At 59.2% G+C, this 14215-nt stretch carries 17 protein-coding genes; 1 reads left to right on the top strand and 16 read right to left on the bottom strand.

What is annotated here, in order from left to right:
- Positions 1-22 precede the first annotated feature (22 nt).
- The 16 genes from pyk to KBX14_RS00605 all read right to left on the bottom strand — a co-directional run bounded on the left by pyk (position 23) and on the right by KBX14_RS00605 (position 13396).
- Positions 23-1468 (bottom strand): pyruvate kinase, encoded by a 1446-nt coding sequence (pyk, locus tag KBX14_RS00680; RefSeq protein WP_070478976.1) that lies wholly within the window; start codon positions 1466-1468, stop codon positions 23-25.
- Between the two features lie 110 nt (positions 1469-1578).
- The gene (lgt, locus tag KBX14_RS00675; protein ID WP_256041671.1) at positions 1579-2469 is read right to left on the bottom strand and encodes a prolipoprotein diacylglyceryl transferase; all 891 of its coding nucleotides are present in this window, start codon (positions 2467-2469) and stop codon (positions 1579-1581) included.
- Between the two features lie 18 nt (positions 2470-2487).
- On the bottom strand, positions 2488-3282 hold the full coding sequence (locus KBX14_RS00670) for a hypothetical protein (protein WP_070362256.1): 795 nt from the start codon (positions 3280-3282) through the stop codon (positions 2488-2490).
- A 103-nt stretch (positions 3283-3385) separates the two neighbouring features.
- Positions 3386-4030, bottom strand: coding sequence for a TIGR02234 family membrane protein (locus tag KBX14_RS00665; RefSeq protein ID WP_070362255.1), 645 nt, complete (start codon positions 4028-4030; stop codon positions 3386-3388).
- The gene (hisI, locus tag KBX14_RS00660; RefSeq protein WP_070362254.1) at positions 4031-4399 is read right to left on the bottom strand and encodes a phosphoribosyl-AMP cyclohydrolase; all 369 of its coding nucleotides are present in this window, start codon (positions 4397-4399) and stop codon (positions 4031-4033) included.
- On the bottom strand, positions 4399-5172 hold the full coding sequence (hisF, locus tag KBX14_RS00655; protein ID WP_070478840.1) for an imidazole glycerol phosphate synthase subunit HisF: 774 nt from the start codon (positions 5170-5172) through the stop codon (positions 4399-4401). Before hisF ends, hisI begins: the two co-directional genes overlap by 1 nt.
- Positions 5173-5242: 70 nt before the next feature.
- Entirely contained in the window at positions 5243-6067 is an 825-nt protein-coding gene (locus KBX14_RS00650) for an inositol monophosphatase (RefSeq protein ID WP_256041670.1), read from the bottom strand.
- Positions 6068-6072: 5 nt separating this feature from the next.
- Complete coding sequence (priA, locus tag KBX14_RS00645) at positions 6073-6822, bottom strand: bifunctional 1-(5-phosphoribosyl)-5-((5-phosphoribosylamino)methylideneamino)imidazole-4-carboxamide isomerase/phosphoribosylanthranilate isomerase PriA (RefSeq protein WP_256000341.1); 750 nt, start codon at positions 6820-6822, stop codon at positions 6073-6075.
- A 44-nt stretch (positions 6823-6866) separates the two neighbouring features.
- Positions 6867-7520 carry an imidazole glycerol phosphate synthase subunit HisH gene (hisH, locus tag KBX14_RS00640; protein ID WP_256005147.1) on the bottom strand — a complete coding sequence of 218 codons (654 nt, stop codon included), beginning with the start codon at positions 7518-7520 and terminating at the stop codon, positions 6867-6869.
- An 11-nt stretch (positions 7521-7531) separates the two neighbouring features.
- A complete protein-coding gene (locus tag KBX14_RS00635) occupies positions 7532-8758 on the bottom strand; it encodes an MFS transporter (protein WP_083290931.1) in 1227 nt (408 codons plus the stop codon).
- 76 nt (positions 8759-8834) lie between these two features.
- Positions 8835-9011, bottom strand: coding sequence for a hypothetical protein (locus KBX14_RS00630; RefSeq protein WP_168156151.1), 177 nt, complete (start codon positions 9009-9011; stop codon positions 8835-8837).
- Entirely contained in the window at positions 9012-9614 is a 603-nt protein-coding gene (gene hisB, locus KBX14_RS00625; RefSeq protein WP_256041669.1) for an imidazoleglycerol-phosphate dehydratase HisB, read from the bottom strand.
- Positions 9604-10734 carry a histidinol-phosphate transaminase gene (locus KBX14_RS00620; RefSeq protein WP_256041668.1) on the bottom strand — a complete coding sequence of 377 codons (1131 nt, stop codon included), beginning with the start codon at positions 10732-10734 and terminating at the stop codon, positions 9604-9606. Before KBX14_RS00620 ends, hisB begins: the two co-directional genes overlap by 11 nt.
- 2 nt (positions 10735-10736) lie before the next feature.
- Entirely contained in the window at positions 10737-12050 is a 1314-nt protein-coding gene (gene hisD / locus KBX14_RS00615) for a histidinol dehydrogenase (RefSeq protein ID WP_252930773.1), read from the bottom strand.
- 132 nt (positions 12051-12182) lie between these two features.
- Complete coding sequence (locus tag KBX14_RS00610) at positions 12183-12716, bottom strand: hypothetical protein (RefSeq protein WP_256041667.1); 534 nt, start codon at positions 12714-12716, stop codon at positions 12183-12185.
- Positions 12707-13396 carry a hypothetical protein gene (locus KBX14_RS00605; protein WP_070362246.1) on the bottom strand — a complete coding sequence of 230 codons (690 nt, stop codon included), beginning with the start codon at positions 13394-13396 and terminating at the stop codon, positions 12707-12709. The genes KBX14_RS00610 and KBX14_RS00605 overlap by 10 nt, the downstream gene beginning before the upstream one ends.
- A 170-nt stretch (positions 13397-13566) precedes the next feature.
- Between KBX14_RS00605 and KBX14_RS00600 the strand changes: the two genes are divergently transcribed.
- On the top strand, positions 13567-14160 hold the full coding sequence (locus KBX14_RS00600) for a TetR family transcriptional regulator (protein ID WP_256041666.1): 594 nt from the start codon (positions 13567-13569) through the stop codon (positions 14158-14160).
- Positions 14161-14215: the final 55 nt, after the last annotated feature.

Raw genomic sequence — 14215 nt, 5'->3', positions numbered from 1 at the left:
GGGGTGTTCTCCGATTTGGAACTTAGTCTTGTTCCTCTTCCTTCTTCTTCGACCAGTAAGCCTCCTCGCCCAGCTGGTGGACGTGGACCGTGTTGGTCGAGCCTGCAACTCCTGGAGGGGTACCTGCAACCATCACCATGGTGTCATTCTCCTGGTACTCATCCATCGCCAGCAGGTACTTGTCAACGGTGGCGATCATGTCATCCGTGCTGTGCACCGGCGGGCACAGGAAGGTCTCCACGCCCCAGGTCAGTGCGAGCTGCGAGCGAACCTCCTGCTTCGGAGTAAACACGAGCAGCGGCAGGTCTGGGCGCAGGCGCGCAACGCGTCGAGCGGTGTCGCCGGTCGCGGTGAACGCCACGATTGCGCGTGCATGCAGACGGTTTGCCACATCGTTAGCCGAGTAGGAGATCACACCACGGCGGGTACGCGGGATGTGGTTCAGAGGCGGCACCTTGTCCATAGCCTCAGCGGAGCGGACAATGCGGCTCATCGTACGGACCACGTTGTGCGGGTCAACGCCAACGGAGGTCTCACCGGAGAGCATGACGGCGTCTGCACCGTCGAGCACGGCGTTCGCAACGTCGGAAGCCTCAGCACGCGTCGGACGCGAGTTATCAATCATCGAATCCAGCATCTGCGTAGCGACGATGACCGGCTTCGCGTTTTCACGAGCGATCTGGATGACGCGCTTCTGCACACCTGGAACAAGTTCAAGCGGAATCTCAACGCCGAGGTCGCCACGGGCAACCATCACGGCGTCGAATGCCAGGATGATTGACTCCAGGGCGTCGACTGCTTCTGGCTTCTCCAGCTTCGCGATGACTGGGACACGACGGCCAACTTCGTCCATGATCTCATGAACCAGGTCAACATCTGCCGGCGAGCGCACGAAGGACAGCGCGACGACGTCGACACCCATCTTGAGTGCGAACCGCAGGTCCGCCTTGTCCTTCTCGGACAACGCCGGGACGGAGATGTCCATCCCCGGCAGGGAAACACCCTTGTTGTTGGAAACAGGGCCACCTTCGGTCACGCGGCAGACAACGTCGTTGCCGTCGACTTCGACACAGACCAGACCGACCTTGCCGTCGTCGACGAGCAGGCGGTCGCCCGGCTTCGCGTCCTTGGCGAGGTTCTTGTAAGTCGTCGAGACTCGGTCGTGCGTGCCTGGCACGTCATCGACTGTGATGCGGACCGTTTCGCCCGTCTCCCAGACGGTCGCGCCTTCTTCAAAGCGCCCAAGACGGATTTTCGGACCCTGAAGGTCGGCGAGGATGCCAACTGCGTGTCCCGTTTCATCGGTGGCTTCGCGGACCCAGCGGTAGTTCTGCTCGTGGTCCGGATAGTCGCCGTGGGAGAAGTTGAGGCGGGCGACATCCATGCCGTCGCGCACAAGTCCGAGGATTGCTTCTTTGCTGGCCACAGCAGGGCCGAGCGTACATACGATCTTTGTTCTTCTATCCACGAGATCCAACCTAGTAGCGATTCAACAATTACCGGTGGTTTCAAGGCCAGATAGTGTGTGAATTCTCCACTGCCGTATCGTGTGGCCTATCTTCCACTTCGGATACCACCCTACCCCGAATCACGATTCGTATCATCATTATCGTTGTGAGCGAGTTCCTTCTCGGCTTCTCTCCCACGTGGCAATAGGAAGAAAATCCCAAGTGAAACAACAAAAAGCAGGCCTGAAACCCACGTGTTCACACGCAACCCCAAAATTAGTGTTGCGGCATCAGTACGCATCAACTCGATTGCAAATCGGCCCATCGTGTAGCCAGCAACGTATAGCCAAAATACCCTGCCGTGTCCGAGCCTGAAGTGCTTATCTGCCCAAAGCAGGAAAGCAAACACAAGCAGATTCCACACCAACTCGTAGAGGAACGTCGGGTGAACGCTCGCGATGACCTCACCGGTAGAACGCCCTGTCAGCGGAGCGAACGCCCCTTGCTCGTCAACGCGGTAGTAGATATCCAACGCCCACGGTACCGTCGTTTCAGCACCATAGAGTTCCTGATTGAACCAGTTCCCAAGGCGTCCCACGGCCTGGGCCAACACGATGCCTGGCGCCAGCGCATCGGCAACAGGCCCAACAGCAATCTTCTTCCACCGCAGCAGCAACCACACGCTCGCCGCGCCCAGTGCGACTGCGCCCCAGATGCCCAAACCACCCGCAGTAATGTTCAGCGCCTGCAGTGGATCTTTGCCGGGGCCGAAGTATTTATCATGATCCGTCAGCACGTGGTAGAGCCGACCGCCAATGATGCCCATGGGGATAGCGACAATTGCCGCGTCCCAAATCACGTCGGGATCACCACCACGCGCACGATAGCGTCGCGTGCCCACCCACATTGCAAGCAGAATGCCGGTGATGATGCACAGCGCGTACGCCCTCACCGGGAGCCAGCCAATGTGCCACACACCCTGTGGTGGCGAGGGAATGTTTGCCAGAATCGTAGTTTGCACGCCCCCTAGTGTGCCTGATTATCGGCGGGAAGCGCACGCGGGGTGTCGCCCGGCGGTAGCAAGTGAAGGAATAGCCGCTTCGGCATTCGCCAAAATGGCGTCTGCTCCTGCGGCAGCGACGTTAAACAGATCACGCGGAGTCAACACATCCGCCATCATCACCACGCGGATCTTGCTCGGAAGGCCTGCAACAAGTTCGCCCAGTGCGAAGTGATCAGTCTCCCCCGATGGACGTTTCGGTGGCACAACAGCCAGCACCGATGCGCCCGCCCGAAGCGCACGTGCCGCCTCCTCAGCGTCTCCGACTTGTACGAAGGCCGACATGCCAAGCGTCTCCGCTCTATCTAGCAACGCCTCCAGTCGCGGCTGCTCAAGAATATCTGCACGAAGCACAAGCGCATCGGCTCCATAGCAGCGAGCCTCGTGCACTTGGTACGGATCAACAATCGTATCCAAGCTCACCACCGGTATATGCACTGCTGCCCTCGCTGCGTCCATCTCAATGTTCGCGACCTCACGGCCAAACAGCGCACCCGAACACGCGAGCAGCTGCGCCCCCTGCATCTCAAGCTCCACTGCGGCAAGTGCCGCTCGGTGAATCCGCTGCTGCGTAGTCCGGACGCCGTGCTGGTTGTACTGTACCTGGGCAATAATTGCGCATCCGTCTGAGTCAACGGCCGCGTATGCGTCGCGCGCAGATGCAGCTGCCCGCGAGCGATCCTTCACCTCTTGGAACGACACCAAGGACTCACGGCGCGCGACCTGCCGCTGCACTGCAGCGAAGAGATCGCTGTGTACATCCGTGGCACACATACTCGCCTCCCGCGTGACTCCGAGGTGAAAGCCTATTGTTGCAGTTGCCAGCGTAGCCCGCGCGTATTTAGTTCATGAAATTTCACGGGGGTATACCGAATATTTATCGGCGTGCCTCATCATCCGTAGGGTCAATTCCGGAGTCCAAGGCGTCCCACATCACGCGCCCAGAGTCCGGTCGAGCTTCGAGATCTTCACCTAGCTTTTCACGGCGCACAGCCTCTGTCTCATACTTGTTGAGCTTCGCGGAATCTACACCGGGCCGCATTACAACCGTGAGCGCTCCAATAAGCCCCAGGAGCGCCCCCAAGATGACCAGGTAAATGCCAGCGCTATGCTGCTGCACCTGTGTGATCTCCGCCCACGCGGCAATCGCCCCGTCACTGGCTGCTCCTCCCTGCTCCCCGCTTCCGGCACTCAGCAGTGTGTGCAAACGCTCCAAGTCAGGCTCGGCTAATAAGGTTCGCAAGCCCGATACGCCGGCGCCCACGGCGCCTAGTGCGGCCACCACACCTACTATTCGACGCCCAACTCGCCGCAGCGCGAATATCGCAATCATTGCAACGATCAGAATGAGCGCCACTGCCGCGATCTCCGTAGACCACATTGAACCATCGACGGTAGTGGTACTGGCTCCAGCGCGGTCGTCGAAAACTTCGACAGTAAACCAGTCCATCCTGGACCCCACCCACGCCAGCGCGCCACCGACGCCCACCAGCAGTGCGCCGACGCGGTTCGCCGTATTCACCTAGATATCCTCCAACAGCAGATCTGCATCGAAGCACGTACGGTCCCCCGTATGACAGGCACCATCCGTCTGGATCACCTTCACCAGCAAGGTGTCGCCGTCGCAGTCGAGGCGCACCTCGCGGACCTCTTGCACAGCGCCACTGGTGAGCCCTTTTACCCAGTATTCGTTACGGGAGCGAGAGAAGTACGTCCCACGTCGCGTTTCCAGCGTGTACGCCAGCGCCCGCTCATCCATCCAGGCCATCATGAGGACCTCACCGGTGTCAGCAGCCTGCACCACGGCGGGAACCAGGCCGCGGTCGTTCTTCTTCAGCCGAGCAGCAATTGCAGGATCCAATACGGCATCTTCTGGTCGTAGTTCAGTCATCAGCGAACCTCAAAGCCCTCATTCCGAAGCGCATCCTTTACTTCCGCGATGCTCACTTCGCCGAAGTGGAAGATCGACGCCGCAAGTACGGCGTCTGCGCCCGCTTTTACTGCTGGCGGGAAGTCTGCAGCCTTGCCAGCGCCACCGGAAGCAATCACCGGGATGCTTACCGCTGCTCGAACCTTCTCCAACAGCTCGAGATCGAACCCTTCCTTGGTCCCATCTCCGTCCATCGAGTTCAACAAGATTTCCCCCACACCCAGGTCTTGTCCAGTGCGAGCCCACTCCACCGCGTCGAGACCAGCCGAACGCGTACCACCGTGCGTGGTCACTTCAAACCCAGACGGCTGCGGAAGCCCACCATTCGGCACGCGACGCGCGTCGACAGACAAGACAATGCACTGTGCTCCAAACTTCTCACTGAGCTCACGCAGTAGCTCTGGCCGGTGAATCGCCGCTGTATTCACACTGACTTTGTCCGCGCCAGCACGCAACAACTCAGAGACGTCTTCGACGCTTCGAACGCCTCCGCCAACGGTCAACGGGATAAATACCTGCTCTGCGGTCTTACGGACGACCTCAAGCATCGTTCCACGGCCCTCACGCGACGCGGTTACGTCCAAAAAAGTAAGCTCATCAGCGCCTTCCAGACCGTACCGCTGAGCAAGCTCTACGGGATCACCAGCGTCCCGCAGGTTTTCAAAATTTACGCCTTTTACTACCCGCCCGTCGTCCACGTCGAGGCAAGGAATCACACGGATTGCAACAGACAAGGTAATTACCCTCCATACATGTTTTGTGCCACGCTACTCCAGCCCGCAAATACGTTCCGGAAACTACATACTACCGCGAAGCACTCTGCCTATCAGGGCTTTCAAAGCACCGTTGGACCGTCGCGAGCGCAGTCGCATGGGCAGCATTCGTACCAATGACAGCCCCCATCGACGACATCTCCCATGGCTGCCCGTACACGTCAGTCACCGTCGCGCCCGCGCAGCGACCGAACAAGACACCGGCCGCGTTATCCCACACGTGCGGGGAGAAACTCACGCTGGCCTGGAACACACCCGACGCCACAAACGCCAAGTCCACGCCCACTGAGCCAGTCATGCGTGGTCGCAGTGAGGTGGCAGCCAATTCACCGACGAAGGCCAAGCGGCCTTCCGCTGGAAACGCAGCGCGATCATCCGAACCAACGGTTGCAACGCCTACCTGAGCGGCCGTCGTCGAAGGATCAACGCCCTGTGGGAGCGCAGGCAATGGGGCGCCGTCAAGCACAACGGGCTCACCCGAGATCGCATGCATGCGGTGCCCCAGCAAAGGCATGTCGGTCACCGCGACGACCGGTTGGCCGTCGATAAGGAGCGCTACCAAGATCGCGCACATCGGGTTGCCACACGAGTAGTTCGAGGTGCCGTCGACAGGATCGAGCACCCAGCACGCCTCAGCGTTGAGGTCCCCGCCGTGTTCCTCCCCAAACACGGGGATACCGGTCGCTTCCGTCAAGCGTTTCCTCAGCAACGTTTCAATCGCGAGATCCGCTTCCGTGGCAAAGTCACCTTCGCCCTTAAAGAGCGCTGGAGCTGCACCGATATGTGTTCGAAAGAGCTCGGCGGCTTCATCGACCGCCGCTAACGCAATAGCTCGGTATGCCTGCAGATCCCGCACGCTGTTTACTCGCCCTTCGATACCTTTGCGACGGCCTCCAGCGCCTCACTCAGCGTGAAGCGCTTCTCGTAGAGAGCCTTGCCGATAATGACGGAGTCGATCCCTTCATCGGCATACCGGGCCACTTCTACAACGTCGTCGAGAGTCGCGATTCCGCCCGAGGCAGTAATCTGAGCGTCCGTCGCTGCGGCGACCTCCCGCAACAGTGCAACATTCGGCCCCGCTAGCGTGCCGTCCTTGCTCACGTCGGTCACCACGAAACGGCTGCAACCAGCGGCATCGAACCGCTCCAGAACCTCCCACAGATCACCGCCGTCGGACGTCCAGCCGTTCCCCTTCGTGCGCCACTCACCATCAGTTTCACGCACCGCGATATCAATCGCGATCTTGTCGCCGTAGCGCTCAATTGCCTTACAGGTCCACTCCGGATCCTGTAGCGCCGCGGTACCAATATTGACGCGCTTCGCTCCGGTGGCAAGGGCCCGCTCCAACGTGGCGTCGTCACGAATACCACCCGTGAGCTCGACAGCGATACCCAGCTTCGCAGTGATATCCGCCATCAACTCATGGTTCGAGCCACGCCCAAACGCGGCGTCCAAATCCACGAAGTGCAGCCACTGCGCCCCCTGCTCTTCCCAGCGACGAGCAGCCTCCAGGGGATCCCCGTAGCTCTTCTCCGTCCCAGCTTCCCCCTGGTCAAGCCGCACGGCCTGACCTTTAACAACATCAACAGCAGGCAACAAGGTAAAAGTCATGGTGCTCATCTTATCCAATCTAACTCAGCCAGGTTCGGCGCCCGCTACAGAGTCTTCACCCAGTTTTCCAAGAGATGAAGTCCTGCGTCACCAGACTTCTCGGGGTGGAACTGCGTCGCCCAGAGCGGGCCATTTTCGACGGCAGCCACAAACTTATCTCCACCGTGCTCCGACCAGTGCACAAGTGGCGGCGCAATGAACTCATCCGCTTTCAGCGTCCATTCGCGAACGCCGTACGAATGCACGAAGTAAAAGCGCTCGTCTATATTAATGCCGTCGAACATGCGCGAGCCGCGAACTATGTCGACGGTGTTCCACCCCATGTGTGGAAGCACAGGAGCCTGGAGCTTTTCAACGGTCCCCGGCCACTCTGCTAATCCAGCGGTATCAATGCCATGCTCGACTCCGTGCTCAAAAAGGATTTGCATACCAACGCAGATACCCAGCACAGGACGACCACCTGCAAGGCGCTGTCCGATGATGCGCCCCCCTTGCATTGCCTGCAACCCACGCATGCATGCATCAAACGCGCCAACCCCCGGCACTAACAGGCCGTCAGCCTCCACCGCGATCGCCGGATCGGCAGTAACGCTGACGCGCGCGCCAACTTGTTCTAGCGCACGCTGAGCGGATCGGATATTTCCTGCCCCGTAGTCGAGCAGCGCAACATGGGGTTGTGGCATGTCGTTAGCAGTCATGAAGATTAATTCTAGCGCCCGTTCCGCCGATAAAGGCGCGGGGGCTGAACATTTTTCAGCCGCACGGACAAGTTATTAACTTCGACGACGCGGTGCTTGCCCAGCTGCCTATCCAGCAACGTAATAACTACGCCAATAAGGATCACGGCCGCCGCCAAACCAAACATCGGAGTAAACATCATCATTGTCAGCAACATGCCGTACATCGTCGACCCCAGACCTGTTCCTCCGTCGAATGCGATATTCCAAATCGCAGAGGCCTCAGAGCTCTTCGAACGGGGCAAGCGATAGAACATCAAGGTGAGCGCCTCGTTCTGTACCGCGCCGAATCCAACACCGTAGATCAACGCTGCCAACGCCATCCACCACACCGGCAGATCAAGAAGCAGAATGAGCGCGATGAGAAAGACACCACCTGCAGCAATGAACTGGCACGGAATGAGAATGCTGCCTGGGTATCCCTTGCGGTCCATGACCTGACCCGCTGCGTACCGCGACAACATAGAAGCGAAGTTCATCACGCCCAGCATCACACCGCCAAGCGCCGCTCCCTTGGCCGGATCGAGATCGCGCATCGCCGCGGGAAGGAAGTTAGTAATTGCGCCATACGCTGAGGTGACGAACATCAAGGCCATGCCCGGAACAAACACAAGCCGCCACATCGGTACGTGCACGTGCGCCACGCTCAACTCGTCGCGGTCCGCTTGTGGCACAGCTGGGATGAACATGCATGCCACCAACGAAATGAGGCCTACGCCCGCTGCAATGTAATACACCGCGTTATACCCAATGACGTTGACCAGGGCGAGGCCCGTCGGCAAGCCGACCATCTGAGACAAGCCCACCATGATGCCCAGCGTGCCGGTCGCCCGCCCCAGCAAGCGACGCGGTACCAACTCAGCGACGACGGCTGCCTCCGCTACCGTCAGCGCGCCAAACCCAACACCGCGGATCGCGCTCACAGTCAGCACTGTTCCGGCTTCCATTCCCAACGCGTAGGCGAACGCCGGAACACCCAAGAGCAAGGAAGACAGACCCATAATCAGGCCAAACCCGAACTTGCGCAGCAGCGCAGGTGTCGCCATCTGTGTAAGCACTGTAGCGAGCATGAACACGCCGGTGGTAAGCCCGGCCAGCGTTTCGGTTCCTCCTGCATCGAGCACCGCCGTAGGAATCACCGGTAGCAGCACCGCCCATGCGGCGAACGCTGCCATCACCGCGAGCAGGACGGGCTTCATGCCGCGTGCCTTCCAAACACTCGAGACCGAGTTGATTTCCTCAACAGTAAGCGGTGTTGGTGGGAAGAACTTCAAACTACATAACCTCCATCATTGCCATGATCGCGAATGCGAGCGCCAGCGCAGTAGCCAAGGCTAACACTGCAGTCGGCACCCTCAATCCACGCTGGTACGTTGACCACACTCCGCCTGCGAGCACACCCGCCAACACGAAGAGGCCAAGCACTCCCATACTTGCTGGAATGCCTCCCACCTATAACGCACCCTTTGTCGACGGCACACCCGTAATCTTTGGGTCTGCATCCACTGCAGCTCGCAAACTGCGGGCCACAGCCTTGAATTCGGCTTCCGTAATGTGGTGCGGATCGCGACCATAGCGCACATTCACGTGCAAGGTCATTCGGGAGTTATACGCAAGCGCCTCAAAGAAATGGCGATTTATCACCGTGGCGTAGTGCCCGCCGATGACCTGCCAATCCATATGCTCCGGCTCACCGTTCATCACAAAGTACGGACGCCCAGACAGGTCTACAACTGCCTCAACGAGCGTTTCGTCCATCGGCAACAGCATCGAGCCAAAGCGGCGGATGCCACGCTTGTCCCCGATCGCATCCAGCAGGGCCCACCCGAGCGTGATGGCGGTGTCTTCCACCGTGTGGTGGGCATCGATCTCCGTGTCGCCTTTCGCCTTCACCGTGAGATCGAAAGCGCCGTGGGCCCCGAATGCGGTGAGCATGTGATCGAAAAACGGCAATCCGGTGTCAATGTCAGTCACGCCTGTGCCATCGAGATCGATGGACACAGAGATGTCGGATTCAGACGTCTTCCTTTGTGCGGTCCCTACCCTATTCGCCATGAAGTACCTTTCTTGCTGCTTCTAGGAAGGCATCGTTTTCGCTATCAAGTCCAACCGTCACTCGCAGGTGACCTGCGACGCCCACGTCACGAATGAGTACGCCACAGTCGAGGAACTGCTGCCACGCTGCATGGGTCGAAGCGGCGTCGCCAAATGGGCCGAAGAAGATGAAATTCGACGAGCTCGGCACAACCTTGTAGCCCATCTCTTCCAGCGCTGCTTGCACGCGCACGCGCTCCTGCGCCAACTTGTCAACCGTCGCGAGCGTGTCCCCGGAGTGCTTCAGCGCCACGCGTGCAGCGACCTGGGAGAGCACCGAGAGGTGGTACGGCAAGCGAACCAGCATGACGGCGTCGATAAACGCCGGTGCTGCAACGAAGTACCCTAGGCGCGCCCCTGCGAAATCGAACGCCTTCGACATCGTGCGCGACACAACGAGCTTCTCTGGATACGTTGCTAGCAGCGTCGTTGCGGACGGGGAATCCGAAAACTCAGCGTACGCCTCGTCAATAATCACGATGCCAGGTGCAGCCTGAACAATCTTTTCGATGTCTTCGAGTGCAGTCTCACCGCCAGTTGGATTGTTCGGCGTAGTGATAAAGATGACGTCCGGCGCGTGCTTTTCGACGGCCTGCACGGCCTGCTGCACATCGATATCGAAAGATTCGTTGCGATCAATCGGGATAAACTCGGTTTGCGTGCCCGCCGCAAGGATTGGGTGCATCGAGTAGCTAGGCACGAACCCCAAGGCATTGCGTCCGGGGCCACCGAAAGCTTGCAACAGCTGCTGCAAAATCTCGTTCGAACCGTTTGCGGCCCAAATATTGTCTTTGCTGACCTGGACGCCCGTCTGCTTCGACACGTATGCGGCCAAGTCTTCCCGAAGCAACACGGCGTCGCGCTCTGGGTAGCGGTTGAGCGACCATGCCGCTGCTTCAACCTCGGCAACCAGGTCCTGAATCAACGCCTCAGAGGGCGGGTACGGATTCTCGTTGGTGTTCAGCGCGACAGGCACTTTCAACTGTGGGGCGCCGTATGGGTTCTTTCCTTGCAGCTCGTCGCGAAGTGGTAGCGATTCGAGCGTGACGCCCTTCGCGATCGTCGAAGGATCAGTAGACATACTTACTTAGCTCCGTTTCCTCGTGCCTTAATGGATTCACCGTGTGCAGGAAGCTGCTCTTCCGCAGCCAGCACCATGATGTCCTCAGCAATTTCCACCAACGCTGCCTTGTCGTACTCGATGAGATTGACAGGCTTCAGGAACGTCAGGGTGGACAGGCCGGGGTTGAAGCGCGCCGTCCCGGATGTCGGCAAGACGTGGTTCGAGCCAGCCGCATAGTCACCGAGTGGGACCGGTGAGTATGGCCCGACGAAAATTGCGCCCGCGTTTCGAACTCGCTCCGCAACCGCGCGAGCATCGCGCGTGTGCACCTCCAGGTGCTCTGCTGCGTAAACGTCTGCGACTGCGACAGCCTTCTCAATATCGTCGACCAGGATGATGCCGGATTGCTTACCGCCCAGCGCAGTAGAGGCACGCTCAGCGTTGAGCGTTTCCTTCGAGCGCTGCTCAACGAGTTGGCCGACTTCCTGCGCCAGGGCCTCTGAGTCGGTGATAAGCACACTAGCTGCTTGCTCGTCGTGCTCTGCCTGCGAAATCAGATCGAGCGCCACGTATTCCGCATTCGCGCTGGCATCGGCGATAACCGCGATCTCGCTCGGGCCGGCCTCCGCGTCAATGCCCACCGTGCCGTTGACTACACGCTTCGCGGCAGCAACGTAGATGTTCCCCGGTCCGGTCACCATATCAACTGGTTCCAGGCCGTGGGCATCATCGCCGTACGCCAGCAATGCAATCGCCTGGGCTCCACCGACTGCCCACACTTCATCGACGCCGAGCAGCGCGCACGCGGCGAGCGTCGTTGGGTGCGGCCAGCCGCCGAACTCCTCCTGAGGAGGAGTGCAGACCACCATGCTGTCCGTCCCCGCCTCCTGCGCAGGAATCACGTTCATGAGCACGCTCGAGGGGTACACCGCCTTTCCACCTGGAACATAAAGTCCCACGCGCGAAACAGGAATAAATGTCTCGGTGACAGTTGCGCCATTCGCAAGCGTCGTAGTGTGTGGCTGCGGCTTCTGTTCAGCGTGTACCTTGCGAATCCGCTCGATCGCGACTTCAAGCGCGGAGCGCAGCGCAGGATCAAGCTTGTCGACGGCCTCTTTGATCACCTCCGACGGCACCCGCACGGATGCTGGACGGATCCCGTCGAACTTCTCTCCGTATTCGAGTGCCTTTTCGGCACCGCCTACGCGAACCTCTTCAACGATCGGCGTAACTGCGGGAAGCACGGCATGGACATCAACGCCACCACGTGGCAGTGCCCTGCGAAGTTCGGCGGTCGTTGGGGTTGTCCCCCGGAGGTCGGTAACTCTCAGCATTTTCGTGTCTCCCAGATTCAACAAATGAGCACAATACGTACCGCAGCCATTGTATTCTCCGACAGGCGCGAAAAAGCTGTTCAGGCCAAAAAAGGCGTCACCCCAGAGCTTTCACCAAGGGAATAAGGTAGTTCACACTATTTCGGGGGTGTCGACTGCGCGGATCACCATCCTCGACCACGCGACGAGTCCTGTGGCGAATGGAGCGAGGCACAACGCCACTCCCGGGGCAACTATCGGAAACACGCTGAAGCGTTGACCGTCCTGGAAGCCGTCTGCATGCTCAGGCAAAGCTGTGAGCCAGCCCGAGACCATTCCGCCAACCGCCAATACAACGTATCCGGCGAGCGCGGCAACGATGAGCTGCCAGACAAACCATGCGAGCTGGCCCCCGCCTCGACGCGCTCGACCCGCAGCACCGACAACCAACCCGACTACCAACAACACCACCGCTAGCCAGCCGAGTCCAGCAAACTGCGCATTCTGGATCGTTTCCGTTTCATCGATCATGAACGATCCATCCGACACAACGGTCACTATCGGGGGACGCAACCACGCCCACGCTGCCCCACCGATTACACCGCTGACAAGCCCAGCGAAAAGGAGGCCGGCGCCAGCGTGGATCGTGGCGCGCGGCTTGGAGTCGAGCTGCTGTGCTAGTTGCACAGCTTCCAGCGACCGTCTTCGTGCGTGAAGAGCTGGGTCTGGGTCTTTTCGCCCTCGGAGTTATTCGACTTCACTGTCGCCGAAGCATGGTTGCCATCAACGCGGACGTCGCTCAGGGAAATTTCGGTCTTCGGGATCTCAATCGCCTGACCGGCCTCTTCCTGCATACGGGCAGCCTGCTCAATCACCTCGAGGGAAACGCCTTGGCGCTCCATCTCTTCCAGTGCGGGTTCGGTGATCTTCTTACAGGAGTTATCCAAGATGACGCGCGTCCACTTTTCGAAGGACTCCGGGTTGGTCACCTTGCGAACCACTTCCTCCATTTCCTTGCGCTGCTCTTCGGTGCCTTCTTTACCGCCCTCGATTGGCTCGAAGGTTGGAACAGCGAACTCTCCGTCCTCAAACGGATTCGCAATCGTTGGGATCGCACCGGGCTCCCCTTGTGCCTCCGTCTGCTTTTTGTCGTCGGACTTCTTCTCGCCCTTTTCGTCCTTCTTCGGCTCTTCCTTCGCCGAATTCTCGGCCTTATCTTTCTCAGAAGCCGCCGAATTCGGAGCGCTGGCAGCGGTGGACAGTCCGCCGCCCGCGGTCTCGTCATCAGAGCCACACGCAGTCAATGACATTGCCAATGCAACAACGGCAGCTGCAGCAACCTTGGAACCAGTGGTGGAAATCCTCACGACGTATCTCTCCTTACAGCGACCAGCACAACGGTTGTACCCGGCCTGTTACGTTAAAAATCGTTGATGCCAATTTTAACCACTCGTTTCTGCTGGCCCAATTACGCTCCGGTACAAAGTATCTGAACACTCTCTGTGAACTCGTTGTAAACGTCCACCCCCTCTCCACCATGAGACAGGTAACATGGGCACACATGCACCTGTCCGTGGATCAGATCACGATCACTGCGATGGATTTACTCAGGTCATATGGCTTAGCCGATGTGTCAATGCGCAGGATCGCCAAGGAGCTCGACGTCGCACCGTCAGCGCTGTATTGGCATGTGGCAAGCAAACAGGACCTTGTGGCTCGCCTGGCAGAGCACATCGTTGCGCCCCTCACAACCTCTTCCTCACCAGCCACATCCACGAGTGAAGCAGCCAGAATGCTCCGTAACTGCCTGCTCAGCATTCGAGATGGTGCTGAGGTGACGGTCACAGCGGTAGGCAATCCGGAGTCTCCGATACACTCCCAACTCCAGCGCTTTTTCATCACATCATTGGCTATGGAAATCGAAGGGGCGTCGACACCTCAGCTCCGCGCAACCGCCGATGCTCTCCTACACCTGATCCTTGGCAGTGCCCTCGTCCAGCAAACTGAATCCCAGCTGGTAGCGGCTACGAATGCAAGCGAAACATTGCCACAATCACAGACCATTGAGAGGGACGACTCGTTCGCATTTTCCGTCGATCTCATCATTCGGGGGCTGCAAGCGGGCTGCTGATTGCCAGGCTGGTGAGGGTTTCGCAATGCGGGAACCCCCGGGGGTGCACTATGGT

The sequence above is a fragment of the Corynebacterium sp. CCUG 61414 genome (assembly GCF_024453945.1).
GTDB classification, from domain to species: Bacteria; Actinomycetota; Actinomycetes; order Mycobacteriales; family Mycobacteriaceae; genus Corynebacterium; species Corynebacterium pseudogenitalium.
The sequence above is the reverse complement of the archived record's forward strand: the minus strand, read 5'-3'. Positions and strand labels throughout refer to the sequence as shown.